The sequence below is a fragment of the Lysobacter sp. Root916 genome, assembly GCF_001429785.1.
Lineage (GTDB): Bacteria > Pseudomonadota > Gammaproteobacteria > Xanthomonadales > Xanthomonadaceae > Lysobacter.
Window position 1 is genome coordinate 382,032 of the sequence record NZ_LMJF01000014.1, and the last position, 26,345, is coordinate 408,376.

At 69.4% G+C, this 26,345-nt stretch carries 17 protein-coding genes and 1 pseudogene; 10 read left to right on the top strand and 8 right to left on the bottom strand.

The window, feature by feature from the left end:
- Nucleotides 1-111: 111 nt before the first annotated feature.
- From ASE35_RS16545 to folE, 7 genes are all read left to right on the top strand, one after another.
- A complete protein-coding gene (locus ASE35_RS16545) occupies nucleotides 112-3,279 on the top strand; it encodes a multidrug efflux RND transporter permease subunit (RefSeq protein ID WP_056177287.1) in 3,168 nt (1,055 codons plus the stop codon).
- Between the two features lie 100 nt (nucleotides 3,280-3,379).
- On the top strand, nucleotides 3,380-4,117 hold the full coding sequence (locus tag ASE35_RS16550; protein WP_057164522.1) for an SDR family oxidoreductase: 738 nt from the start codon (nucleotides 3,380-3,382) through the stop codon (nucleotides 4,115-4,117).
- Nucleotides 4,111-5,574 (top strand): efflux transporter outer membrane subunit, encoded by a 1,464-nt coding sequence (locus ASE35_RS16555; RefSeq protein WP_056177283.1) that lies wholly within the window; start codon nucleotides 4,111-4,113, stop codon nucleotides 5,572-5,574. Before ASE35_RS16550 ends, ASE35_RS16555 begins: the two co-directional genes overlap by 7 nt.
- Nucleotides 5,575-5,963: 389 nt before the next feature.
- A complete protein-coding gene (locus tag ASE35_RS16560) occupies nucleotides 5,964-7,154 on the top strand; it encodes a 7TM-DISM domain-containing protein (RefSeq protein ID WP_057164523.1) in 1,191 nt (396 codons plus the stop codon).
- 53 nt (nucleotides 7,155-7,207) lie between these two features.
- The gene (locus ASE35_RS16565; protein ID WP_162259066.1) at nucleotides 7,208-8,392 is read left to right on the top strand and encodes a 7TM-DISM domain-containing protein; all 1,185 of its coding nucleotides are present in this window, start codon (nucleotides 7,208-7,210) and stop codon (nucleotides 8,390-8,392) included.
- Nucleotides 8,393-8,508: 116 nt separating this feature from the next.
- Nucleotides 8,509-10,194 carry a diguanylate cyclase gene (locus ASE35_RS16570; protein ID WP_056177277.1) on the top strand — a complete coding sequence of 562 codons (1,686 nt, stop codon included), beginning with the start codon at nucleotides 8,509-8,511 and terminating at the stop codon, nucleotides 10,192-10,194.
- An 86-nt stretch (nucleotides 10,195-10,280) separates the two neighbouring features.
- Entirely contained in the window at nucleotides 10,281-10,874 is a 594-nt protein-coding gene (folE, locus tag ASE35_RS16575; RefSeq protein WP_056177274.1) for a GTP cyclohydrolase I FolE, read from the top strand.
- A 160-nt stretch (nucleotides 10,875-11,034) separates the two neighbouring features.
- On the opposite strand, the gene ASE35_RS16580 is transcribed toward folE, so the two are convergent.
- Together ASE35_RS16580 and gltB are read right to left on the bottom strand one after the other, a co-directional pair.
- Nucleotides 11,035-12,558, bottom strand: coding sequence for an FAD-dependent oxidoreductase (locus ASE35_RS16580; RefSeq protein ID WP_057164525.1), 1,524 nt, complete (start codon nucleotides 12,556-12,558; stop codon nucleotides 11,035-11,037).
- A 277-nt stretch (nucleotides 12,559-12,835) separates the two neighbouring features.
- On the bottom strand, nucleotides 12,836-17,293 hold the full coding sequence (gene gltB, locus ASE35_RS16585) for a glutamate synthase large subunit (protein ID WP_057164526.1): 4,458 nt from the start codon (nucleotides 17,291-17,293) through the stop codon (nucleotides 12,836-12,838).
- Nucleotides 17,294-17,698: 405 nt separating this feature from the next.
- Between gltB and ASE35_RS16590 the strand changes: the two genes are divergently transcribed.
- Together ASE35_RS16590 and ASE35_RS16595 are read left to right on the top strand one after the other, a co-directional pair.
- The gene (locus ASE35_RS16590) at nucleotides 17,699-18,952 is read left to right on the top strand and encodes a TCR/Tet family MFS transporter (protein WP_057164527.1); all 1,254 of its coding nucleotides are present in this window, start codon (nucleotides 17,699-17,701) and stop codon (nucleotides 18,950-18,952) included.
- Between the two features lie 68 nt (nucleotides 18,953-19,020).
- Nucleotides 19,021-19,269, top strand: coding sequence for a hypothetical protein (locus ASE35_RS16595; protein WP_057164528.1), 249 nt, complete (start codon nucleotides 19,021-19,023; stop codon nucleotides 19,267-19,269).
- A gap of 194 nt (nucleotides 19,270-19,463) precedes the next feature.
- Here the strand turns inward: ASE35_RS16595 and ASE35_RS16600 are convergent, their stop codons facing one another.
- The 6 genes and pseudogenes from ASE35_RS16600 to ASE35_RS16625 form a co-directional block, all read right to left on the bottom strand.
- Entirely contained in the window at nucleotides 19,464-19,898 is a 435-nt protein-coding gene (locus ASE35_RS16600) for a barstar family protein (RefSeq protein WP_056177264.1), read from the bottom strand.
- A complete protein-coding gene (locus ASE35_RS16605; protein WP_057164529.1) occupies nucleotides 19,895-20,323 on the bottom strand; it encodes a ribonuclease domain-containing protein in 429 nt (142 codons plus the stop codon). The genes ASE35_RS16600 and ASE35_RS16605 overlap by 4 nt, the downstream gene beginning before the upstream one ends.
- A gap of 60 nt (nucleotides 20,324-20,383) precedes the next feature.
- On the bottom strand, nucleotides 20,384-20,704 hold the full coding sequence (locus ASE35_RS16610; protein WP_082576403.1) for an I78 family peptidase inhibitor: 321 nt from the start codon (nucleotides 20,702-20,704) through the stop codon (nucleotides 20,384-20,386).
- 96 nt (nucleotides 20,705-20,800) lie between these two features.
- Entirely contained in the window at nucleotides 20,801-21,097 is a 297-nt protein-coding gene (locus ASE35_RS16615) for an I78 family peptidase inhibitor (RefSeq protein ID WP_056177259.1), read from the bottom strand.
- Nucleotides 21,098-21,169: 72 nt separating this feature from the next.
- Nucleotides 21,170-21,928 (bottom strand): annotated as a pseudogene (locus ASE35_RS16620) (ribonuclease H-like domain-containing protein); the annotation flags it as partial.
- Between the two features lie 119 nt (nucleotides 21,929-22,047).
- Nucleotides 22,048-24,480 carry a DEAD/DEAH box helicase gene (locus ASE35_RS16625; protein WP_057164530.1) on the bottom strand — a complete coding sequence of 811 codons (2,433 nt, stop codon included), beginning with the start codon at nucleotides 24,478-24,480 and terminating at the stop codon, nucleotides 22,048-22,050.
- Between the two features lie 185 nt (nucleotides 24,481-24,665).
- Between ASE35_RS16625 and ASE35_RS16630 the strand changes: the two genes are divergently transcribed.
- Complete coding sequence (locus ASE35_RS16630; protein ID WP_056177255.1) at nucleotides 24,666-26,345, top strand: NAD(P)/FAD-dependent oxidoreductase; 1,680 nt, start codon at nucleotides 24,666-24,668, stop codon at nucleotides 26,343-26,345.

The window sequence follows — 26,345 nt, forward strand, 5'->3', positions numbered from 1 at the left end:
CCCGCACGCGCGGGCGTCGGCCGCCTTCCGGCCAGGTTTCCGCAATCAAGGCCGACGCCGCGGCGTCGGCCGGGGACTCATGCGGCTACATGCCGCACCAAGGAATCCGTTATGGACTTTTCCAAATTTTTCATCGATCGGCCGATCTTCGCTGCCGTGCTGTCGATCGTGATCTTCGCCGCCGGCCTGATCGCGATACCGATCCTGCCGATCAGCGAATATCCCGAAGTGGTACCGCCCTCGGTGATGGTGCGCACGGTGTACCCGGGCGCCAACCCGAAGGTCATCGCCGAAACCGTCGCCACGCCGTTGGAGGAAGCGATCAACGGCGTCGAGGACATGATGTACATCAAGTCGGTCGCCGGTTCCGACGGCGTGCTGGCCATCACCGTCACCTTCCGCCCGGGCACCGATCCGGACGACGCGGCGGTGCGCGTGCAGAACCGGGTCAGCCAGGCGCTGGCGCGACTGCCCGAGGACGTGCGCCGGCAAGGCGTGACGACCCAGAAGCAGGCGCCGGTGTTCCTGATGGTGGTGCACCTGACCTCGCCCAACGGTAAGTACGACACCCTGTACCTGCGCAACTACGCCCGTCTGCACGTCAAGGATTCCCTGGCGCGCCTGTCCGGCGTGGGCGACGCGCAGATCTTCGGTGGCGGCGACTACGCCATGCGCGTGTGGCTGGACCCGGACAAGATCGCCTCGCGCGGTCTGACCGCCAGCGACGTGCTGCGCGCCATGCGCGAGCAGAACGTGCAGGTCTCGGCCGGCCAGCTCGGCGCCGAGCCCATGCCCAACAGCGACTTCCTGACCCTGATCAACGCCAAGGGCCGTCTGCAGAGCGAGGAAGAGTTCGGCAACATCGTGGTCAAGAGCGGCAACGACGGCGAGATCGTGCGCCTGTCCGACGTCGCCCGTCTGGAACTGGGCGCCGGCGATTACAGCCTGCGTTCGCAGCTGGACGGCAAGAACGCGGTCGGCATCGGTATCTTCCAGTCGCCGGGCGCCAACGCCCTGGAGATCCAGGAGCAGGTGATCGCCAACATGGATCGCCTGTCCAAGAGCTTCCCGGAAGGCATCAAGTACGAGGCCGTCTACGACACCACCATCTTCGTGCGCGATTCGATCAAGGCCGTGGTGACCACGCTGCTGGAGGCGATCGCGCTGGTGGTGCTGGTGGTGATCCTGTTCCTGCAGACCTGGCGCGCCTCGATCATCCCGCTGCTGGCCGTGCCGGTCTCGGTAGTCGGCACCTTCGCCGCCCTGTACCTGCTGGGCTTCTCGATCAACACCCTGACCCTGTTCGGCCTGGTGCTGGCGATCGGCATCGTGGTCGACGACGCGATCGTGGTGGTGGAGAACGTCGAACGCAACATCGAGGAAGGCCTGACCCCGCTGGCCGCGGCGCATCAGGCGATGAAGGAAGTGTCCGGCCCGATCGTCGCGATCGCGCTGGTGTTGTGCGCGGTGTTCGTGCCGATGGCGTTCCTGTCGGGCGTGACCGGTCAGTTCTACAAGCAGTTCGCGGTGACCATCGCCATCTCGACGGTGATCTCGGCGATCAACTCGCTGACCCTGTCGCCGGCCCTGGCCGCGCGTCTGCTCAAGCCGCACGGCGCCGCCAAGGATGCGCCCTCGCGTCTGATCGATCGTCTGTTCGGCTGGATCTTCCGTCCGTTCAACCGCTTCTTCGCCTCCAGCTCGCAGAAGTACCAGGGCGCCGTCTCGCGCGCGCTGGGCAAGCGCGGCGCGGTGTTCGTGGTGTACGCGGTGCTGCTGGTCGCGACCGGCTTCATGTTCAAGCTGGTGCCGGCCGGTTTCATCCCGCTGCAGGACAAGCTGTACCTGATCGCGGCGGTGAAGCTGCCGGAAGGTTCGTCGATCGCGCGCACCGACGCCTTGCTGAAGAAGGTCACCGACATCGCCGGCAAGATCGACGGCGTGCAGAACACCATGGCCTTCCCGGGCTTGAACGCGGTGCAGTTCACCAACACGCCCAACACCGGCGTGGCGTTCCTGCCGCTCAAGCCCTTCAGCGAGCGCAGCCGTAGCGCGGTGGAGATCACCGCCGAGCTCAACCAGAAGATCGGCGGCTTCCAGGAAGGCTTCACCTTCGCCCTGATGCCGCCGCCGATCCTCGGCCTGGGCAACGGCGCGGGCTACCAGATGTTCATCGAGGACCGCAGCAACCTGGGTTACGGCGCGCTCCAGAACGCGGTCAGCGCGTTCCAGGGCACGGTCATGCAGACCCCGGGCATGGGCTACGCCAACAGCACCTACCAGGCCAACGTGCCGCAGCTCGACGCCGAAGTCGACCGCGTCAAGGCCAAGGCGCAGGGCGTGCCGCTGACCGAGTTGTTCGACACCCTGCAGACCTACCTGGGCTCGGCCTACGTCAACGACTTCAACCAGTTCGGCCGCACCTGGCAGGTCATCGCCCAGGCCGACGGTTCGTTCCGCGACAGCGTCGAGGACATCGCCAACCTGCGTACCCGCAACGACCGCGGCGAGATGGTGCCGATCGGTTCCATGGTCAGCGTCAAGCAGACCTACGGCCCCGACCCGGTGCTGCGCTACAACGGCTACCCGGCCGCCGACATCGCCGGCGACGTCGATCCGCGCGTGATGTCCTCGGCCCAGGCCATGGACGTGGTCAAGGACGTGGCCGCCAAGGTGCTGCCGCACGGCATGGAAATCGAATGGACCGACCTGAGCTACCAGCAGGCCAGCCAGGGCAATGCCGCGCTGATCGTGTTCCCGCTGGCCATCCTGCTCGCGTTCCTGGTGCTGGCGGCGCTGTACGAAAGCTGGACCCTGCCGCTGGCGGTGATCCTGATCGTGCCGATGTGCATGCTGTCCGCGCTGCTCGGCGTGTGGCTGACCGGCGGCGACAACAACGTGTTCGTGCAGGTCGGTCTGGTCGTGCTGATGGGCCTGGCGTGTAAGAACGCCATCCTGATCGTCGAGTTCGCCCGCGAACTGGAACTGCAGGGCAAGGGCATCATCGAAGCCGCGCTGGAAGCCTGCCGCCTGCGTCTGCGTCCGATCGTGATGACCTCGATCGCCTTCATCGCCGGCACCGTGCCGCTGGTGCTGTCGCATGGCGCCGGTGCGGAAATCCGCTCGGTCACCGGCATCACCGTGTTCGCCGGCATGCTGGGCGTGACCCTGTTCGGTCTGTTCCTGACCCCGGTGTTCTACGTCGCCCTGCGCAAGCTGGCCGGCAGCAAGCCGCTGGTCAACCACTCGGCCGATCACGCTGCCTCCGCGCATGCCTGATCGGCGCACGCCCACGATGCAAGGCCTGGCGGTGGGCTCCTCCACCGCCGGGCCCTCGGACCGGATCCGGTCCGTCCCCCACGAATCAAGGAACTCTCCCATGGCTAACCCACACGCTTCCAAGATCGCGCTGGTCACCGGCGCCACCCGCGGCATCGGCCTGGAGACCGTGCGCCAGCTCGCCGGCGAAGGCGTGCACGTGCTGCTGGCCGGCCGCGATCGCGGCAAGGCGGTCGAGGCCGCGCTGCAGCTGCAGGCCGAGGGCCTGCCGGTCGAAGCGATCGCGCTGGACGTCACCAGCGACAGCAGCATCGCCGCCGCCGCCGAAGAGGTCGCCACCAAGCACGGCCGCCTCGACATCCTGGTCAACAACGCCGGCGTGTTCCGCGACGACGGCCAGCTCAAGCCCTCGCAGCAGAGCCTGGACATCTGGCTGGAAACCTTCAACACCAATCTGTTCGGCCTGATCGCGACCACCCAGGCCTTCCTGCCGCTGCTGCACAAGGCGCCGGCCGCGCGCATCGTCAACGTGTCCAGCATCCTGGGCTCGATCGCGCTGCACCAGGATCCGGCCTCGCCGATCTATCACTACAAGGTGCCGGCCTACAACGTGTCCAAGACCGCGGTGAACGCCTGGACCGCGCACCTGGCCTACGAGCTGCGCGACACCCCGCACAAGGTCAACACCCTGCACCCCGGCTCGGTGAAGACCGACATGAACGCCAACGGCGACATGAGCATTCCCGACGGCGCGCGCACCAGCGTGCGTCTGGCGCTGATCGACGAAGCCGGCCCCAACGGCGGCTACTACCACCTCGAGGAATCCCTGCCATGGTGATCCGTACCCTGGCGCTCGGCGTCGCCGCGGCGCTGCTGAGCGCGTGCGCGGTCGGCCCCGACTACGTGCGCCCGACCCTGGCCACGCCGGACCACTTCGCCCACGCCGGCGAAACCGCCGTGGTCGCCGCCACCGCGGCGTCCACCACCGCCAGCCCGGAAACCGACGTCGAGTTCTGGCGCGGCTTCAACGACCCGATGCTGACCCAACTGGTCGAAGAGGCGCTGTCGGCCAACCACGACCTGCGCATCGCCCTGTCGCGCTACGACCGCGCCAACGCGCTGCTGCGTGGCGCCAAGTTCGATCGCTTCCCGACCCTGACCGCCAGCGCCAACGCCCAGGACGCGCGTTCCAGCAGCGACCAGCTGCCGGGCGTGCCCGCCGCTGGTCGCGACAACGAAAGCTACAGCGCCGGGGTCAACGCCAGCTGGGAGCTCGATCTGTGGGGCCGCGTGCGCCGCAACGTCGAGGCCCAGCGCGCCGATACCTGGGCCACCGCGGCGGATCTGCAGGCCCTGCAGGTCACCATCGTGGGCGAGGTCGCCAGCGGCTACGTCGAACTGCGCGGCCTGCAGGAACGCCTGCGGGTGGCGCGCGAGAACGCCGACAACCAGCGCGAGACGCTGCGCCTGGTCGACGCGCGCTTCAGCGCCGGCCGCGGCACCGAGTTCGATACCTCGCGCGCGCGCGCCCAGCTCGAAGCCACGCTGTCGCGCGTGCCGGCGCTGGAAGCCCAGGTCGCCGTCGCCATGCACCGCCTGGCGGTGCTGACCGGCCGAACCCCCGACGCCTTGATCGCCCAGTTGGAACCGCAGCAGCCGCTGCCGGCCTTGCCGGCGCTGCTGGACGCGGGCACGCCCGGCGATCTGCTGCGCCGCCGTCCCGACGTCGCCGCCGCCGAACACCGCCTGCACGCATCCACCGCGCGCATCGGCGTGGCCACCGCCGACCTGTTCCCGCGCTTCACCCTGGGCGGGCTGATCGGCAGTCAGGCGATCGACAGCAGCGCGCTGTTCGAACGCGCCAGCGAAACCCGTCTGGTCGCGCTGGGCATCGACTGGTCGTTCCTGGACATCGGCCGCGTGCGCGCGCGCATCGCCGCCAGCGATGCCGACGCCGCCGGCGAACTCGCGCGCTATCAGCAGGCCGTGCTGCTGGCGCTGGAGGACACCGAGAACGCGCTGGTCCGCTACGGCCGCGCGCGCGTCGAGGACGGCCACCTGGAACGCGCCGCGATCGACAGCGCCAAGGCCGCGCAGCTCGCACGCGTGCGTTACGAGGCCGGTGCGGCCGACCTGTTCGAAGTGCTGGACGCCGAACGCACCCAACTGCAGGCGCAGGACGCCTTCGCCGACGGCCGTACCCGCAGCGTCACCGGCGCGGTCGCGCTGTACAAGGCCCTGGCCGGCGGTTGGTCCTCGCGCACGCCCCTGCGCGAAGACGTGGCCTCGCGTTGAGTTGACGGTTTTGCGGCGGTCGGCCCGGCCGTCGCACGGCCCGCCTCCTGGTGGCGGGCCGGTTTTACGCACGGCCGCGGCGCTCCGCTCGACCGGAACGCCGCGCGATGTCGCGGTAATGCGCTGCCGGCCCGGCGCGCATTCGCCGCGATGGTTGGACCCATGGAGCGACCGACGCGCCGTCGTTCCGTCTGTTTACCGATGAGCCGGTGGATGGCGTCAGTCCCTCCCCCTCGAATGCGTCGCCGCCGGCTCATCGGCTTTCTTTACCCGATCGTCCCGCTGCGCGACGCGGTGCGCGTGGCGATGTCCGGCTTGCGCGCCGGGTTCACTGTATTCCCGATGCCCAAGGGCTAGACTTCCCGCCGACATCGCTGTCGGGACCCTGTATGCGCGCAAGCTGGATATCGGCCTGGATCGCGCTGTCGATCGCATTGGCCGCCGTGTTCGCGACGCCCGCCGCCGCGCAGTCGCTCACGGTGGAAGTGCTGCGCGTGGACCAGTTGCAGCGCGAGCGGCCGCTGAGCGCGCCGACGCTCGCACGCTGGACTGCGGCGACGCCGAAGGACACGATCCGCCTCGAGCTGCCGCGCCAGCCCATCGGCCACTGGTTGCGCCTGACCGTCGATCGCGACATCGGCGCCGGCGAACGACGCACGGTCTCCATCGCGGGCGCACGCACCTACGGGTCTCTGAGCTACTACCCGCCGGGGTCCGCCCGCAGAACCGTGATCAGTCCCGTGCAGCACGACCAGTCGACTCTATTGCAGTTGGGCTGGGATCTGCCTCTGAGCGAGGGCTGGAAGCGCGGCGACGCGATCTATCTGCGCATGCAGGGACATATTTCCAGCGCCCTCAGCCTGAGCCTGTCGACCCGCGCCGAGATGGCGCGCAAGCACGAGAGCGACCGCCGCTTCGCGATCCTGGCGTACTCGGCCTTGCTGCTGATGACCCTGCTCGTCGCCGGCTTGTGGGCGACGACGCGCGAGGCGGTATATCTGTACTACTGCGGCTATACGGTGTGCATCTCGTGCTACATGCTGCTGCTGTCCAAGCTGATCGAAATTCCGATCAGTTGGGGCAGTTCGGCCGCGCGCCATGACGGCGCGGCCTGGGCGGCCGCGACCCTGGCGACGGTGTTCCAGATCGCCTTCAGCCTGCGTTTTCTCGAACTGTCGCGCTGGTTGCCGCGCATCGCGGCGATCCTGCGCGCCATCGTATGGCTCAATCTGGCCTGGCTACTGGTGTTGCTGACGGCATTTCAGACGGTCTATATGTACTGGTACCTGGGCGGCAACGGCCTGCTGCTGGCGACGATCGTGCTGTTGGTGTATTCGGCGGTCGTGGCCTGGCGCCGCGGCGCCGAGTACGCGGGCTATTACCTGCTGGGTTGGACGCCGCTGATGGCCTTCGCCGCCCTGATCGCGATCAAGACCTTCGGCTTGGGCGACATCGAGTGGGCCGAACGCGGCCTGGTGGTGGCGGTGGTGTTGGAATCGGGCGTGCTGGTGTTGGCGCTGACTCAGCGCGCGGCGGCACGCCATCGGCACACGCTGAAAACGAGGCCGGCGCCGCCCTGAATCGTTAGACTGCCGGTACGAACAGACGGCAAGAGACCGGCATGCATAGGGACATGAGGACTGCATGGATCGCGATGCTGGCCGTGCTGGTCGGTTTGTTCGCGGCGGCGGTCGGCGCCCAGACGCTGACGGTCGAACGTCTGCAGGCCGACGGCAGCAGGTGGTCGCGTCCCGATGCCAGTCGGGCGGTGCAGCGCTGGACCGCCGCGGGCCCCGATGTCCCGATGCGTATCGAGCTGCCACGCAGCCCGGATGGGCACTGGCTGCGTTTGTCGATCGACCGCGATATCCCCGCCGCCAGCCAGCGCGTGGTGGTGCTGCGCAGTCCGCAGGCCTACGGCATGGTCGCTTACTATCCGCCTGGATCGGAGCGGCTGTCGCTGATCGGCTATGTGCGCGACGACGGCCCCCGACTGCTGCGGCGCGGCTGGGCGCTGCCGCTGAAGGCGGGCTGGAGCGCCCACAGCGTCGCCTACGCCCAGGTTTCCGCACGCAACGACACCATGCTCGATATCGCTCTGGCCGATCGCGCCGTGCTGATGCGCGAACTGGAGAGCGATCGTCGGTTCGCGATCGTCGTGTACGCCTTGATGCTGACGATGACCCTGGTGGTCGCCGGCTTCTGGGTGGCGTCGCGCGATTCGGTATACCTGTACTACTGCGGCTACATGATCTGCCTGTCGATCTACCTGCTGTTGATGACGGCCTGGATCAAGATACCGGTCGAATGGTTCGGTTCGGCGGTGCAGCGCGACGGTGCGGGCTGGTTCGTCGCTACCTTGACCACGATGTTCCAACTTTGCTTCACCGTGCGCTTCCTCGAACTTCCCCGCTTGCTGCCGCGCGCGGCGACCGCGCTGCACGCGATCGTGTGGGCTAACGCGCTCGCGCTGGCGGCGCTGGTGCTGATGTTCGACTTCGTCTACCAACACTGGTACGTGGTCGGCAACGTCCTGCTGCTGCTGTCGATCCCGATCATCGTCTATGCGGCGATCGTGGCCTGGCGGCGCGGCTCTCCGTACGCGGGCTATTACCTGATCGGCTGGACGCCGCTGATGCTGTTTGCCGGGCTGGTCGCGGCCAAGACCTTCGGCCTCGGCAACTCCTACCTGATCGAACGCGGACTGCTGCTGGCGGTGGTGATGGAAACCGGCGTGCTGATGATCGCGCTGACCCAGCGCGCGGCCGAACGGCACCGCCGCGAGCAGCGTCAGGCCAGCGGGCGCGGTCGCCGCTAAGGCCGCCGATGCTCGCGGCGGTCGCGGCGAGCCTCGATCGCGCAATGTCACCCGCCGATGCGGCCGAGCGCGTCTGCAGACGCTAGACTCCGTCCATGCGGCTGGGGAATCGACGGATGCGCAGGATCTGGGGCAGCGCCATGCTCGCGCTGACGTTGGCGTTCGCCTGCATGCCGGCCATGGCGCAATCGTTGAAGGCCGAGCTGCTGCTGACCGAGGGCGAACTCGACGGGCCGCCGGCCTCGGCGCCGGTGACCGAGCGCTCGGTCGCCGAGGCGCCCGGCGACCTGGTCTACCTGACCATGCCGCGCCGCGAGGCCGGCTATTGGATCCGCCTGACCACCGACCGCGACATCGCCGCCAGCGAAAGCCAACTGCTGGTGTTGCGCGGCGCGCGTGTGCGCGGGCCGGTCACCTATTACCCGCCGGGCGCGCCACCGCGCATCGTCAACGACGCCGAGAACGGCGGCCCGGTGCTGCTGCGGCGCGGCTGGGTGCTGCCGCTGCCCAACGGCTGGACCCGCGGCGACGTCGCCTATCTGCGCGTGGGCGGCAATACCGCCGAGGCATTGAGCCTGCGTCTGGCGACCGTGCCGGAGCTGGCGCGCCAGGAGCGCGGCGATTCGCGCTTCATGGTCGCCGCGTTCACCGCGATGATGTTGATGGCGGTGGCGATGATCGCGATCTGGTACGCCTTCCGCGACCTGGTCTACATGGCCTACGGCGCCTACCTGGCCTGCGCGGCGATCTACCTGCTGCTGGTGTCCGGCGATGCGGCCGAGATGTGGGGTCTGGCCGGCCTGGCCAGCGGCCGCCTGACCGTGACCTGGACCCTGGCCACGCTGGCCACGATCTTCCAGCTCGGTTTCAGCCTGCGCTTCCTGGAGTTGCCGCGCCTGCTGCCGCGCCTGGCGGTGCTGGTGCGCACGGTGCAGTGGGCCAACATCCTGTGGCTGGCCGTGCTGCTGGCGCTGCGCGAGCGCGTGCACGACTTCTGGTACATCGGCGGCAACGCCCTGCTGCTAGTCGGCATTCCGCTGATGTTCGCCGCCGCGATCATGGCCTGGCGCCGCGGTGCGCCGTATGCGGGCTATTACCTGCTGGGCTGGACGCCGCTGCTGCTGTTCGTCGGTGTGCTCGCGGCCTATCCCTTCGGCGTCGGCCGCGCCGAGTGGGCCGACCGCGGCCTGGCCCTGGCGGCGGTGCTGGAATCGGGCGTGCTGGCGCTGGCGCTGAGCCAGCACGCGGCCAATCGCCACCGCCTGTCCCTGCTGGCGCGCCAGTCCGGCGACCGCGATCCGCTGACCGGCACCCTCAACGCCTCGGCGCTGCGCCTGCTGCTGGAGACCTGGTCGGCGCCTGGCAGCCTGGGGCTCAAGCATCACGGCCTGCTGCTGCTGGACCTGGACGGCTTCGGCGAGATCAACGCCCGCTACGGCCGCGCGATCGGCGACGCCCTGCTGCAACAGGCGCTCGCGCGCATTCGCGGAGTGCTGCGCCCGGACGACACCATCGCGCGCATGGGCGGCGACAGCTTCGCGGTGGTGGCCGAATGCGAGCGTGTGGATTGCGAGCTGCTGGGCCGGCGCCTGGCCGACGCCTTCGGCCAGCGCCCGTTCCGCATCGACGGCCACGAGATCGCGGTCAGCGCCAGCGTCGGCCTGGCCATGGCCCAGCGCGGCGAGCCCGTGCAGAGCCTGCTCGACCGCGCCGAGCACGCCCTGCTCAGCGCCCGCAACACCGGTCGCAACACGGTCGGCATCGCGCCCGCGGCGGCGCTGCCGGCGCTGGAAGCGGGCTGAGCCGGCGCGGGGACGGAACACAGTGTGTTTCCGATGCCCGAGCGCAGTGGAGTAGGATGCCCATCCCCCATTGCTGAGGCTGCGTCATGGCCGACGACAAGAACAAGCCGTCCCGCGAACAGGCCGAATCGGCCGTGCGCACGCTGTTGGCCTGGGCCGGCGAAGACCCCGCCCGCGAGGGCCTGCTCGACACGCCCAAGCGCGTGGTCGAGGCCTACGGCGACTGGTTCAGCGGCTACGACGACGACCCGCGCGACTACCTCGCGCGCACCTTCGAGGAAGTCGCCGGCTACGACGAGCTGATCGTGCTGCGCGACATCGAGTTCGAAAGCCATTGCGAGCACCATATGGCGCCGATCATCGGCAAAGCCCACGTCGGCTATCTGCCCAACGGCAAGGTGGTGGGCATCAGCAAGCTGGCGCGCGTGGTCGAGACCTATGCGCGCCGCTTCCAGGTCCAGGAGAAGATGACCGCGCAGATTGCGCAGTCGATCCAGGACGTGCTGCAGCCGCTGGGCGTGGGCGTGGTGATCGAAGGCGCGCACGAATGCATGACCACGCGTGGCGTGCACAAGCGCGGCGTGAGCATGATCACCTCGAAGATGCTCGGCACCTTCCGCGAGGACGCGCGCACGCGTGCGGAGTTCCTGCGGTTTATCGATGTGGGTCCAGGGCGGTAAAGGCTGCCCTCATCCGCCCTCCGGGCACCTTCTCCCGCAGGCGGGAGAAGGGACAGCAAGGCTTCGTGCTTCAGTCTTTTCCGCTCTGAAGCCCCTCTCCCGCTAGCGGGAGAGGGGTTGGGGTGAGGGCGCGCGGGGCAGCAAACTCACCTTGAGACTCTCAACCCATTTCCGTAGCCAAGATCTCCAGCGGCGCCACCACCGCCGCCTCCCGCAACAACGCCACGATCCCCGCCGCCGCCTCGCGCCCCTCGTAAGCGGCCGTCACCACCAGGTCCGCGCCGCGCACGCCGTCGCCGCCTGCGAACACGCGCGGGTGGGTGGTCTGATACGGCCGCGTCTGCGCCGCACCGTTGCGACGCGACTTGCAGCCGCCGGTGTTCGGCACCCGGATGCGGCCGTCGCTTTCCAGCTCGATGCCGTGCGCGGCCAACCAGGCCGGCGGATCGGGCTGGAAGCCGAACGCGATCACCACCACGTCCGCGTCCAGCACCGATTCGCTGCCCGCCACGATCTCGGCGCGCTGGCGGCCGCGCGCGTCGGGCGCGCCCAGCACGGTCTCGGCCACGCGCACGCCGCTGACCCGGTCCTCGCCCAACAAGGCCAAGGGCTGACGATTGAACAGGAAGCGCACGCCTTCCTCGCGCGCGTTGGCGACCTCGCGCGCCGAGCCCGGCATGTTGGCCTCGTCGCGGCGGTATACGCAGCTGACCTCGGCCGCGCCCAGGCGCACCGCGCTGCGCACGCAGTCCATGCCGGTGTCGCCGCCGCCGAGCACGACCACGCGTTTACCGTGCAGGTCGGGCAGTTCGATGTGATCTTCCCAGCCCGCGATCGCGCGGCCGGCGGTCATCGCCTCGCCTTGCACCAGGCGCCCGTTCTGGACCAGGAACGGCAGCGCCGGCAGCACGTTGGTCAGGTCCTGACCGGGCAGGCCGCCGTCGGTATAGCGGTAGCTGCCCAGGCCCAGGAACACCGCGTCGAAGTCGGCCAACAGAGTGTCGAAGGCGATATCGCGGCCGATCTCGACGCCGAGGCGGAACTCCACGCCCATGCCTTCCAGCACCTCGCGGCGGGTGGCGATCACCGACTTCTCCAGCTTGAAGCTGGGAATGCCGAAATGCAGCAGCCCGCCGATGGCCTCGTAGCGGTCGAACACCACCGCGTCGATGCCCGCGCGCGCCAGGCGGTCGGCGCAAGCCAGACCGGCCGGTCCGGCACCGACCACGGCCACGCGCTTGCCCAGGCGCTGCACGGTCGACAGGTCCGGACGCCAGCCGCCGTCCAGGGCCTTGTCGACGATGTACTTCTCGACCGCGCCGATGGTGACCGCGCCGAAGCCGTCGTTGAGCGTGCAGCTGCCCTCGCACAAACGGTCCTGCGGACACACGCGGCCGCAGATCTCGGGCAGCGGATTGGTTTCGTGGCACAGCGCGGCGGCTTCGTCGATGCGGCCCTCGCGCGCCAGTTCCAGCCAATTCGGAATGTAGTTGTGCAGCGGGCAGGCCCAGCCGCAGTAGGGGTTGCCGCAGTCCAGACAGCGGCCGGCCTGCTTCTTGGCCTCGGCCTCGCCGAAGCGCCCGTACAACTCGCCCCAGTCGCCGCCCTGACGCAGCGCCAGCGGAATCCGCACCGGCATCTCGCGCGGCGCTTCGCGGAATTGGAACACCTGCTTCTTACTCATCCTGCCTGACCCCGTGGGCTGCGTTGTCGCGTGCGGTCTGGGGTATTCGCGGTGAAAGCAAATCCCCCCCGGCCAGCAGGCATAGCCTGCTGGCGTTCGCTGGCGTACGAACCTGCGGTTCGTAAGCACGCCACTTCACTCTTTTTCAAAGGGGGGAGACGTACCGGTTTGTGGCGTGAGGCGCAGACTTCAGGCGGCGACGAAAACGCAATTGCCCTGCCCCCCTTTGAAAAAGGGGGGCAGGGGGGATTTGCTCTTGCTGCGAAGACGATCGAATTCATGCTGCGCTCCTTAGCGTTTCCGCCAGCGATTCCAGACTCGCCGCCTTCGGCTTCACCAGCCAGAACTTGCCCATGTAGTCGCGCATCTCGTCCAGGATCCGGCGCGCCCACACGCTGCCGGTGAGTTCGGCGTGGGTCTCCAGCAGATCGCGCAGATGCGAGCGGTGGTGCTCGAAGCCGTCGGCGGAGATGCGCAGGATGTCGATCAGCTCGTGGTTGTAGCGGTCGACGAAATCGCGCTCGGTGTCCAGCACATAGGCCATGCCGCCGGTGAAGCCGGCGCCGAAGTTCAGGCCGGTGCGGCCCAGCACCGCGACCACGCCGCCGGTCATGTACTCGCAGCAGTGATCGCCGGCGCCTTCCACCACCGCGGTCGCGCCGGAGTTGCGCACGCCGAAGCGTTCGCCGGCGCGGCCGGCCGCGTACAGCTCGCCGCCGGTGGCGCCGTACAGACAGGTGTTGCCCAGGATCGGCGTCTCGTGAGCGACGTAGCGCGCACCGCTGGGCGGGCGCAGCACGATGCGGCCGCCGGCCATGCCCTTGCCGACGTAGTCGTTGGCCTCGCCTTCGAGTTCGAAACGCAGGCCGCCGGCCTGGAACGCGCCGAAGCTCTGGCCGGCGGTGCCGGTGAAGCGCAGGTCCAGCGGCGCGTCGGCCATGCCGCGGTCGCCGTGCAGGCGCGCGATGCGCCCGGACAGACGCGCGCCGATGCTGCGGTCGGTGTTGCGGATCGGGTAGGCGTACGCGCCGCCGCGCTTGTGCGCGATCGCATCGGCCAGTTCCAGCTCCAGTTGCGCGGACAGGCCCTCGGGCGCGATCGGCGGCGCCGGCATGCCGCAATGGCCGCCGTGGCTGAGGCCGGAGCCAGCCAGTAGCGGGGCCAGGTCCAGACGCTGCTGGCGCGCGCTGTCGCCGTTGCTTTGCAGCAGCAGGTCGGTGCGTCCGACGATTTCGCCCAGCGTGCGCACGCCCAGTGCGGCCAGCCACTGGCGCACTTCCTCGGCCAGCAGGCGGAAGAAGTTCTCCACGCGCTCGGGCAGGCCGGTGAAATGGTCGCGGCGCAGCTTGTCGTCCTGGGTAGCGACGCCGGTGGCGCAGTTGTTGAGGTGGCAGATGCGCAGGTACTTGCAGCCCAGCGCGATCATCGGCGCGGTGCCGAAGCCGAAGCTTTCCGCGCCCAGCAGCGCGGCCTTGACCACGTCCAGTCCGCTCTTCAGGCCGCCATCGGTTTGCAGGATCACCCGCTCGCGCAGGTCGTTGGCGATCAAGGCCTGGCGCGCTTCGGCCAGGCCCAGCTCCCACGGCGTGCCGGCGTAGCGAATCGACGACAGCGGGCTGGCGCCGGTGCCGCCGTCGTGGCCGGACACCGTGATCAGATCCGCGCCGGCCTTGGCCACGCCGGTGGCGATAGTGCCCACGCCCGCGTGCGAGACCAGCTTGACCGAGATCAGCGCCTGCGGATTGACCTGACGCAGGTCGTGGATCAGCTGGGCCAGGTCCTCGATCGAGTAGATGTCGTGATGCGGTGGCGGCGAGATCAGGCCGATGCCGGGCATGGCGAAGCGCAGGCGCGCGATCAGCTCGTTGACCTTGTGGCCGGGCAGCTGACCGCCTTCGCCGGGCTTGGCGCCCTGGGCGATCTTGATCTGCAGCACTTCGGCGTTGACCAGGTACTCCGGGGTCACGCCGAAGCGGCCGGAGGCGATCTGCTTGATCTTGGAGACCTTGTCGCTGCGATAGCGCGCGGGGTCTTCGCCGCCTTCGCCGGAGTTCGAACGCCCGCCCAGGCGATTCATCGCGATCGCCAGCGCCTCGTGCGCCTCCGGCGACAGCGCGCCCAGGCTCATCGCGGCCGAGTCGAAGCGCTTGACGATCGCCGACACCGGTTCCACTTCGCTGACATCGATCGGCGTCACGCCTTCGCTGCGCAGCTGCAGCAGGTCGCGCAGCGCCGCGGTCGGGCGTTCGTTCACCGCCTCGGCATAGGACTGCCAATCCGCCCAATCGCCGCTGCCGACCGCGCGCTGCAGGCGCGTGACCACGTCGGGATTGAACAGGTGGTATTCGCCGCCGGGCACGTAGCGCAGCAGGCCGCCGATCTCGGGCAGTCGGTTGGCGTCCCAGCCCTGCGCGGCCAGGTGCGCGGCGTCGGCCTGCAGCTCGGCGAAGCCGGCGCCGCCGATGCGCGAGGGCGCGCCATCGAAGCACAGCTCCACCACCTCGCGGTCCAGGCCGATGATCTCGAACAGCTGCGCGCCGCGATAACTGCCGATGGTCGCGATGCCCATCTTGGAGATGATCTTGAGCAGGCCCTTCTTGATCCCGCGCCGGTAGCTGCGGCCGATCTGCGCGACTTCGCCGTGCTTGGTCTTGAGGATGCCGCGCACGCCCAGGTCGTGCAGGGTCTGATAGGCCAGGTACGGATACACCGCGGTCGCGCCGAAGCCGAGCAGGCAGGCGAAGTGGTGCGGATCGCGCGCGGTGCCGGTCTCGACGATCAGGTTGGATTCGCAGCGCAGGCCGGTGCGCACCAGGTGCTGGTGGACCGCGCCGGTGGCGAGCAGGGCGTGCAGCATCAGCGCGTCGCGACGCGGGCGGCGGTCGGTCAGGATCAGCAGCACCACCCCTTCGCGCGCGGCCGCTTCGGCCTCGGCGCAGATCCGGTGCAGGGCCGCCTTCAGGCCCTCGGCCGGGTCGAAGTTGAGATCGATGAAGCGATGCGAGCGGTCGAACGGCGCCAGCGCCAGCAACTGACGCAGCTTGCGTTGCGCCAGCACCGGCGAGTTGAGGTGGATGTGGCCGACGTTGCCGGGCCCATCGACGAAGACATTGCCCTCGCGGCCCAGCTGCACCGCCAGCGACATCACGCAGTCCTCGCGCAGCGGGTCGATGGGCGGGTTGGTGACCTGAGCGAAGGCCTGGCGGAAATGGTCGTAGAGCGGGCGCACCTGCTGCGACAGCACCGCCATCGGCACGTCGTCGCCCATCGAGCCGGTGGCTTCCTGCTCGGTCTCGGCGAGCGGGCGCAGCACCTGTTCGCGCTCCTCGCGGCTGAGCTGGAACAGCTTCTGGAAACCGGCCAGGGTGTCGGGATCGAAGGGTTCGGCGGCCAGGTTGGGATCGATCAGCTCGCTGTGCAGGTAGGTCATGCCCTGCTTGAGCCAGCGCTTGTACGGCGCGCGCGCGCGGTTGATGCGGTCGATCGCCTCGGAATCCAGCAGCTCGCCCTGATACAGATCGGCGGCGATCATCTCGCCCGGACCGAGCTTGCCCTTGGCCTCGATCTCGCTGGCCGGCAGTTCCCACACGCCGGCTTCGGACGCGATCAGGAAATGGCGGTCGCGCGAGCGCAGCCAGCGCGCCGGGCGCAGGCCGTTGCGGTCCAGGGTGCAGGCGGCGTAGCGGCCGTCGCAGGTGACGATGCCGGCCGGGCCGTCCCAGGGTTCGGTGTTGAGCGCGTAGTACTCGTAGAACGCGGCGAGGTCGGCGTCCTTGTATTCCAGCGACTGCGTGGCCGGCGGAATCAGGATGCGCATCGCCTTCAGCAGGTCCATGCCGCCGGCCTGCAGCACCTCCAGCATGTTGTCCAGGCTCTGCGAATCCGAACCGTCGGTGCTGACCACCTGGTCGAACTCGCGCAGGTCCAGGGTCGGCGTGCGCCAGGCGTGCGCGCGCGCCTGCGCCCAGGCGCGGTTGCCGGCGATGGTGTTGATCTCGCCGTTGTGGGCGAGCAGGCGGAACGGCTGCGCCAGCGGCCAGCGCGGCGTGGTGTTGGTGGAGAAGCGCTGGTGGAACACCACCGCGCTGGCGACCAGGTCTTCGCGCTGCAGATCCGGATACAACTGGGTCAGACGGTCGGGCAGGACCATGCCCTTGTAGCCGATGCTGGCCGAGGACAGGCTGACGACGTAGAAGTCCTTGATCGCGCGCAGGCGCTGCTCGGCGCGGCGCCGGGCCAGGAACAGCGAACGCTGGAAGCCGGCCGGATCGAAGGGCGAGGCCGCCTCCACGAACACCTGCTCGATGCGCGGCATGGTCTTGCGCGCCAGTTCGCCGCAGGCGCTCAGATCCACCGGCACGATGCGCCAGCCGGCCAGGCGCAGATTCTCGTGCTCCAGAGTTTCGGTAAGGATCGCGCGCGCCTGCGCGGCCTGCGCCTCGTCGTGCGGCAGGAACACCAGGCCGGCGCAGTAATGCGCGCCCAGGGCGATGCCGCTTTCGCGCGCGAGCGTGCGCAGGAAGCTGTCGGGATGGCGGATCAACAGGCCGCAGCCGTCGCCGCTGAGGCCGTCGGCGGCGATGCCGCCGCGGTGGGTCATGCGCGCCAGCGCTTCCAGTGCGCGGTCGACCAATGCGCGGCTGGGGCGGTCGTCTAGCTGCGCGATCAGGCCGAAGCCGCAGCTGTCCCGCTCGTCGCGAGGGTCGTACAGCATCGCTTGCGGGTTGGCTTGCATCGCTGCTCCGGAAGGCTCTCGGTGAACATGCCCGCGCCGGTCGGCGCAGGCCCGTAAGAACACGAATGGATCGCTGGCTAGCTGCACGCGCGGGCAGACCTGCCAAGGGCGCGGGACATGTCCCGTACCAGCGTGTCGTGACCGAGCGTGATTCGAATAAATCACAATTTGTGCGATGCGGCAATTCGTTCGGGTATGCGTTCGGGCGCCATGCCCGCAAGGGGCTGCGCAGCGCCTGCGCAGCGCTCCGCACCGGTTGCGCAAGTGACTGATCGCAATCGTGAAATCCGTCGCGACGCGGGCAATTAGTAACGTCGGAAACCATCCCCGTGGGCGCTCCGGCACGGGTCGCCTGGGGTCGCGCGCGCTAGACTGCGCCATCGCTTCCGCTTCGACGCCCCCCTCGTGACCGCATCCGTTCCCGGCGCGCGCCGCGCCGCGCTCGTTTTCATTTTCATTACCGTGCTGATCGACGTGTTGTCGTTCGGCCTGATCATTCCGGTGCTGCCGGGACTGATCAAACAGTTCGCCGGCGACACCGAGCATGCCGCGTACTGGATCGCGGCGTTCGGCACGGTGTTCGCGGGCGTTCAATTCGTTTGCGCACCGATCCAGGGCGCCCTGTCGGACCGTTTCGGTCGACGTCCTGTCATCTTGTTGTCGTGCCTGGGGCTGGGTCTGGATTTCGTTTTCATGGCATTGGCCAACACCCTGCCGTGGTTGATGGTCGGGCGGGTGATCTCCGGCATGACCTCGGCCAGCTTCAGCACCGCCAACGCCTACATCGCCGACGTCACCAAACCCGAAGATCGAGCCAAGAGTTTCGGCATGATTGGCGCTGCGTTTGGCCTCGGATTCATCATCGGGCCTTGGCTCGGCGGCGAGCTGGGCTACTACGACGTGCGCTTGCCGTTCTGGTTCGCGGCTGGCCTGGCGCTGCTGAACTTTTTCTACGGTTTGTTCGTACTGCCCGAGTCGCTGCCGCCAGAAAGACGCAGCGCAAAGTTCGATTGGCGTCACGCCAATCCGTTCGGCTCGCTCGCCTTGCTCGCACGCTATCCTCAGGTATTCGGCTTGGCCGCCGTTGTGTTCATCGCCAACTTGGCGCACTACGTTTACCCGAGTGTGTTCGTGCTATTCGCGGGCGATCAGTACGATTGGGGTTCGCGAGAGGTCGGCCGAGTGCTGCTTCTCGTCGGTGTATTCAGTGTGATCGTCAACGCTTTTCTCGTCGGACGTTTCGTCAAGGGCATGGGGGAGCGTCGAACCTTGTTGTTCGGGCTCACTTGTGGTGCGATCGGCTTTGCGATTTACGGTTCGGCCGAGGTCGGCTGGCTGTTCTTGATCGGCTTGCCGATCAGCGCGCTATGGGGCTTGGCGGCGCCAGCTACGCAGGCGTTGATCACGCGCCAGGTGGGCGCGGATGTGCAGGGTCGCATTCAAGGCGCCTTGATGAGCCTGATCAGCCTCGCGGGCTTCTTCGGGCCTACGCTGTTTGCCGGTAGCTTCGGTTACTTCGTCAGCAAGTCCACGCCGGTGCACCTGCCGGGCGTGCCCTGGTTCATCGCTTCGGGCCTGCTGGTGCTGGGCGTGCTGATCGCCTGGCGCTACGCGCGCACCCAACCCGTCCCGTCCCACGTGGTCGCCGAGACCGCCTGACCGACGGCCCTTGCCGCGGCGCCTGGTGCTGCGGCAAGGTCGGGTTCCCCCTCGTCACGGAGCCTTCCATGTCCCTGCTGCCCGCCCGTCTGTCCCTGCTCGCGCCGCTGCTGTTGCTGAGCGCCTGCGCCAGCTCGCCCGATTACCTGGACACCAACGCCGCGGTCGATGCGCGTCCGGAATGCACCAGCCAGCCCGACCGCCCCGGCGAACCGGTGCCGAGCTGGTGCGAGCGCAAGCAGGAAGTGCGCTGGAGCGACAAGGAAGACAAGATCGATCTGAAGGGCAAGGACGATAAGGGCGACGATCGCCGTTGAGGTCTCCGCGCGCTCGATGCGCGCGGCGTGGTTCGGTGGAGGGCGTCGGTGCGGTGCGCCTGCGGCTTACCGCAGCCTGCGGCATCCACTGGCCGACTCCTCTGCGTAGGGTGCGGTGATGACCGCACCATCGCGTAACCCGCCATCGCGGCGAATGCTGCGCGGCGCGCGGCGTCTGCACGCTCTGCGGCCCATCACCCCATCGCATCCAAGCGTTCGCTGGGCAGTGGAAACAGCGCCCAGAACGGCTTGCGCGCCTCGGCCCATTGCGCCGAGGCTTCGTTGAGGATGTCCAGCAACACCGCGGCATCCTCGCCGGCCTGCGCCTGCCAATCCTGGGCGCGCTCCAGCAGCAGCAGATAGCCGCCGGCCGGCAACCAGGACAGGTCTTCCAGGCCGTCGGCGAGCGCGTCCCAGTTGTGTCCGAACCAGTCCGGAAAATTCAGCGCCGCCGCCACGCGCCGCAGCAGTTCGCCCTTGTCGCCGCAACCGTCCAGGTCGATGCGCGCGACCGCGAACTCCAGGAAGGCACCGGCCTCGGCCAGGGCCTGCGTATCGGCCGCGTCGACGAAATAGGCGCCGGCCTGGGCCGGATCGGCGAGCAGCTCGCGCAGTTCCTGGGTCTTCATGGCTGCGCCTGGCCGGGATCGAAGCGGCGGAAGCTGCGGTAGTGATCGTCGCTGTAGTAGTACTCGCTGGGCGGATCGCCGCCGGTGACGATGCGGCGCGCGCCGCGGTCGTTCTCGCCCGGGGTTTCGACCGTGTACTCGCGGTAATAGCCGCGCGGTTGCGGGGGCAGGCGACGTTCGCGGTTCTGGAACGTGCCGCCGTCCTGGCGGTGCTCGTAGGGCCCGCCGCGCGCGATGCGAGCGAGCACCTCGTGGGCTTCGGCCGGCAGGAAGTCGGTGGCGGCGTTACCCGCCGCGACCGGCGCCGGCGCCGAACGCGAAGCGGCGGGTGACGCGGGGGACGCGGGCAGGGGCGCTTGGCGCTGCGACCACAGCCACAGGCCGAGCAGGACGACGGCGGCGATCAGCCAAGGCGCGCGACGCATGCGGAACTCCAAGCGGGGTCGTCGCCGAGTCTAGCGCGCGCTGGCGTCCGCGCGCCGGTCTCAGCCGCAGCGCAGATGGGTGATGACGTTGTTTTCGTCGACGTCGATGTTGAGCCGGCCTTCCTGGTACTCCATGGTCACCATCTGGCCCGGCTTGAGCACGCGCGCATTGCGCGCGCCGGCGTCGGTGCGCGCGCGCTCCACTACCTCGGCGCTCGCGGTTTTGCCCAGCGCGGCGGCCTTGGCGGCGTCGGCGTTGCAGGTCAGTTCTTCCGGCGGCAGCGGGCGCGACATTTGCGGCGGATTGGCCTGGCTGGCGCAAGCGCCGAGGGCGACCACGGCGAGGGCGCCGACGGCGAGTGCGATACGGATAGAGGGCATGGCGGGGCTCCGGTTCGTGGGGCGCGCTCAGGGTGCGCGCCCGTGGCTGTGCCGAAGATTAACCTGCCGCCGCGCGTTCTCGTTTCGAACTACCGCTCAACCGCAGCGCAGGCCGGTGATCGCGCCGCGGTCGTTGAGGTCGATGTTGATGCGGTCGGGGCGGTAGTCCATGGTCGCGCCCATGCCGGGCTTGAGCACGCGCGCGTCACGGCTGCCAGTGTCGCGCAGGATGCGGTTGGTGGTGTCGTCGTCGATGCCGCGGCCGATCGCCCAGCGCGCGCCTTCGGCATTGCACTGGCCGCTGGGCGGGACCGCGGCGCCGGGCGGCGGCGGGGCGCTGACGCAGGCGGTCATCGACAACAGCAGCACGGTGGGCAGGACGAGGCGCGACATGGCACGGCTCCGCGAGGATGAGGTGGACGCAGCCTGCGGCGGTCTGCGTGTGCGCGGCATGAAGGCGCCGCCTCAGTGCGGGCTCGCGGCTTCGGCCTCGACCAGGCGTCGCATCAGCTGCGCCAAGGTCACCACGTCCTGGTGGTTGTGGGCGACCACGCGCCGCAGCAGGCCGGCGCCGCCGCCGCGCAGGTACTGCAGCCAGGCCGCCGGTGCCTGCGAACCGGGCAGGTCGTCTTCGCGCACGATCCGCAGCAGCTCGCGTTCGATCGTGGCCAGGCGGCAGTTCTCCCAAGTGCCGCGGTAGCGGCGCCGGGTCGGGAACAGCAGGTCGACGTGGTCCAGCGCTTGCAGCGGGTCCTCGATGCGGGCCAGGCGGTAGCGCGTTTTCAGCAGCGGCGCGTCGTAGCAGCGGCCGTTGTAACTGGACAGCACCGTGTCCGGCCGCAGCCACTGGGCGAAAGCCCGCAGCATCGCCGGCTCGGCCGCGAGCGAGGCGATCAGCAGCTGACGCACGCGCAGGCCGTCGCCGTGCAGCGGATCGCGGTGCCAGTCGGCGGCGCCGATCATGAAGGCGCGGGTGCCGGTGCCGCCGGCCAGGCCGGTGGTCTCGGTGTCGAAGAACAGCAGCCGGCGCGGATCGACGCTGTCCTCGGCGCGCTTGGCGAAGGCCAGCGACAGCGCCTGCGTGGGCGATTCGCAAGCCAGATGCTGTTGGATCAGGCGCAGGCCTGGCGCGATTTCTTCGCCGGGCAGGTCGCGGTCCAGCGGTGCGCGCGGCATGGCCCACGCGTTCGGCGCGCGTTCGCGCACGCCGAGCAGGCGGCGCAGTTGTTCCAGACTGTGCTGCGCGTCCGGCGGCGCGTCCGGCGCGGGCGCCGATACGGACGGTGGCGCCGCCACGCCGCGCGCCTGCCGCTGCAGCAGGCGCAGCTTCTCGGCGCTGACGCTCATGCCGCCGCGTCCGCGCGCAGCAGGCTCAGCACTTGCCGCGCCAGCGCCTTGGGCGTGGCCGTGCCGTCGCGTTCGTCGGCGGCCAGGGCCGGGCCGACGCAAGCCGGGCAGCCGGCGCGGCAGTCGCAGCGCTCGACCAGCTCGGACGCGCGCGTCAGCAATTCGGCCTGGCGCGTCCACAGCGGTTCGCTCAGGCCGACGCCGCCGGGGAAGTTGTCGTACAGATACACCGTGGGCACGAATTGCTGCACTTCCAGCAAGGCGACCTCGCCGCCTTCGACGCCGCGCAGTTGGCCGCGGCCGTTGCGGTCGGCGGCCGCGAACCAGGCGCCGTCGCCGTTGCCCACCGCCTTCTGCAGATCGCGCGCGTCGGCCATCACCGCCACCGTCGCCACCACGTGCAGGGCATGGCCGGCGCCGAGGAAACCGTCCAGCGCGTCCTGGCGCGAGGCGAAGGCCGAGCGCAGCACCGCCGCCGGCAGCTGCCACCACACCGCGGTGGTGTGCAGTTCCTGGTCGGGCAGGTTGACCGGGCCGTAACCGATGTTCTCGTGGGTGTAGTAGCGGATCTTCTTGTAGCCGGCCACGCGCCGGACCACGTGGACCTCGCCGTGGTGGCTGTCGCCCAGGCCGGCCTCGCCGCCGTCGAAGCGCTCCAGCACCTTGAGCTTGGTGTAATCGATCGAGTCGGTGTAGTAGTCGACGTGGGTGCGGGTGACGTAGGCCTTGCGCCCGTCCCAATCCAGCTTCTCCACCTGATACGGCGTGGACTGGATCATGTGGATCGCGCCTTCGTACAAGGTCAGCGCCGCGGCCGAGTAGTCGACCTCGGCGATGATGGTCTGACGGCCGTCGCTGCGGTCGACCACCACGAAGTTGCCGTCGGCGACCGAGCGCAGGCTGACCGCGTTGGCCGGGTAGCTGTCGGCGATCCATTCCCAGCGCTCGCCCTCGCGGTGCAGCACCTCGGTTTCCGCCAGCGCCTCCAGATACACCTGCGGATCGATCGGGCCGTAGGCCTCGCCGACCTGGAACGGCAGCTCGAAGGACGCGCAGCGGATGTGATCGAACAGGATCAGCGGCTGGTCGGGCGCGATGCGCGCGTGCTCGGGCGGGCTATCGGCGAAGAATTCCGGATGCCGCACCACGTACTGGTCCAGCGGCTGCGAACTGGCCACCAGTACGCCCAGAGCGGGGCGCTGGCGGCGGCCGGCGCGGCCGAAACGTTGCCAGGTCGCGGCGACCGAGCCCGGATAGCCGTTGAGCACCACCGCATCCAGGCTGCCGATGTCCACGCCCAGCTCCAGCGCCGAGGTCGAAACGATGCCGTCGACGCGGCCGTCGCGCATCGCCCGCTCGGCCTCGCGGCGCTCGCCGGGCAGGTAGCCGCCGCGGTAGGCGCGGATCCGCGCCGGCTTGCGCGGGTCGTGATCGAACACGTCCTTGAGGTACTTGGTCAGCACCTCCACCATCAGCCGGCTCTGCGCGAACACCAGAGTCTTGAGCCCGGACTTGATCGCGATGCGCGCGATGCGGTTGCTCTGCGAGCGCGCCGACGCGCGCAGGCCGAGGTCGGCGTTGACCACCGGCGGATTCCACAGCAGCACGTGCTTGTCGCCGCTGGGCGCGCCGGAATCGACGATCGCGCGCACCGGCGCTTCGATCAGGGCCTGCGCGTGCGCCTGCGGATTGCCGATGGTGGCCGAGCACAGAATGAACTGCGGATTCGCGCCGTAGAACGCGCACACCCGCTTCAGCCGCCGCAGCACGTTGGCGACGTGGCTGCCGAACACGCCGCGGTAGGTGTGGATCTCGTCGATCACCACGTAGCGCAGGTTCTCGAAGAACTGCGCCCACTTGGTGTGATGCGGCAGGATCGCCTGGTGCAGCATGTCCGGGTTGGATACCACGATGTCGCCGTGCAGGCGGATCGCCTGGCGCGCATCGCCTGGGGTGTCGCCGTCGAAGGTGAAGGCTTTCACCCCGAGCTCGCCGGCGCGATTGAGCTCCAGCAGTTCGGCGACCTGGTCCTGGGCCAGGGCCTTGGTCGGGAACAGATACAAAGCCTTGGCGCCGCCGGCCATCGCCGCCGACAGCACCGGCAGGGTGTAGCACAGCGATTTGCCCGAGGCGGTCGGGGTGACCACGGCGACGTGCTCGCCGGCCTGGGTCGCGGCCCAGGCCTCGGCCTGATGGCTGTACAAGCGCTCGATGCCGCGCGCGCGCAGGGCCGCCCGCAGGGCCGCGGGCACGTCCTCGGGCAGGGGCGCGTAGCGGCCCTCGCGCCCCGGCAGCACGTAGTGGCCGGTGATGCGGTCGGCGTAGCGGCGGCCCAGGGCCTGCACCAGCGCGGCGCCGTCGCCGCGCTGGCCCTGCGCCGGCACCAGGCCGCGTTCGTCGTCGTCGTGACGCGCCAATGCCTGTGCCATGTCCGCTCCTGCCTGGGGTAGGCGGCGAGTTAAGCCCGCGGCCGTCTCAGCCTGTGAGACGTTCAGCCAGCCCGCGCGCGCCGTGCGAGTCGCCGATTCGACGGCAGCGACGACGCCCGCGCCCGCCGCGTCCGCGATGCGGCGCCGCGACCCGCTAAAATGCGCCACCGTCCAGGCCCTGGCCCATGCTCCGACTCACCGACATCAAGCTGCCGCTGGACCACGCCGAGCCGGCGCTGACCGACGCGATCCTGGCCCGGCTGGGCATCGGCGCCGACGAGCTCAACGGCTACACCGTGGTCAAGCGCAGCTACGACGCGCGCAAGCGCGGTGCGATCGTGCTGATCTACACGGTGGACGTGGACAGCCCGCGCGCGCCCGAACTGCTGCGGCGCGCCCAGGCCGAGGCCGCGTCGGCGCGCGGCGCGGGTTCGCCGATCAAGCTGGGCCCCGCACCGGACACCACCTACAAGTTCGTCGGCCGCGCGCCGGCCCAGCTGCCGCTGCGCCCGCTGGTGATCGGCATGGGCCCCTGCGGCCTGTTCGCCGCCCTGGTGCTGGCGCAGATGGGCTTCCGCCCGATCGTGCTCGAACGCGGCAAGGCCGTGCGCGAGCGCACCGTCGACACCTTCGGCCTGTGGCGTAAGAAAGTGCTCAACCCGGAGTCGAACGTGCAGTTCGGCGAAGGCGGCGCCGGCACCTTCTCCGACGGCAAGCTGTACAGCCAGATCAGCGACAAGCAGCACCACGGCCGCAAAGTGCTGACCGAGTTCGTCGCCGCCGGCGCGCCCGAGGAAATCCTCTACGTCAGCAAGCCGCACATCGGCACCTTCCGCCTGGTGTCGATGGTCGAGCACATGCGCGCGACCATCGAGGCGCTGGGCGGCGAGATCCGTTTCTCGCACCGGGTCGACGACTTGCTGGTCGAGACCGACGCGGCCGGCGTGCGTCATGTGCGTGGCGTGACCCTGGCCAACGGCGAGCAACTGCGCGCCGACCACGTGGTCATGGCCCTGGGCCACAGCGCGCGCGACACCTTCGCCATGCTGCACGCGCGCGGCGTATACGTGGAGGCCAAGCCGTTCTCGATCGGCTTCCGGGTCGAGCACCCACAGTCGTTGATCGACCGCGCCCGCTTCGGCCCGCAGGCCGGGCATCCGATCCTGGGCGCGGCCGACTACAAGCTGGTCCATCACTGCCGCAACGGCCGCTCGGTCTACAGCTTCTGCATGTGCCCCGGCGGCACCGTGGTCGCGGCCGCCAGCGAGCCCGGGCGCGTGGTCACCAACGGCATGAGCCAGTACTCGCGCAACGAACGCAACGCCAACGCCGCGATCGTGTGCGGGATCACGCCCGAGGACTACGCGCCCTACGGCGAGGGCCCGCTCGCCGGCATCGCCCTGCAGCGGCATTGGGAAGCGCTGGCGTTCGAACTGGGCGGCGGCGAGTACGAAGCGCCGGCGCAGCTGGTCGGCGATTTCATCGCCCGCCGCGCGTCCAGCGAATTCGGCGAGGTGAAGCCCTCCTACACCCCCGGCGTGCGCCTGGGCAGCCTGGACGCCTCGCTGCCCGGCTATGCGATCGAAGCGATCCGCGAAGCGCTGCCGGCTTTCGACAAACAGCTGCGCGGCTTCGCCATGCACGACGCGATCCTGACCGGGGTGGAGACGCGCACTTCCTCGCCGGTGCGCATCGCGCGCGGCGCCGACGGCCACAGCCTCAACACCCGCGGCCTGTTCCCGGCCGGCGAAGGCGCGGGCTACGCCGGCGGCATCCTTTCGGCCGGCGTGGACGGCATCAAGACCGCCGAGGCGGTGGCGCTGAGCCTGCTGGCCGATCTGGCGCGCGCCGGCGCGAACGCCTGA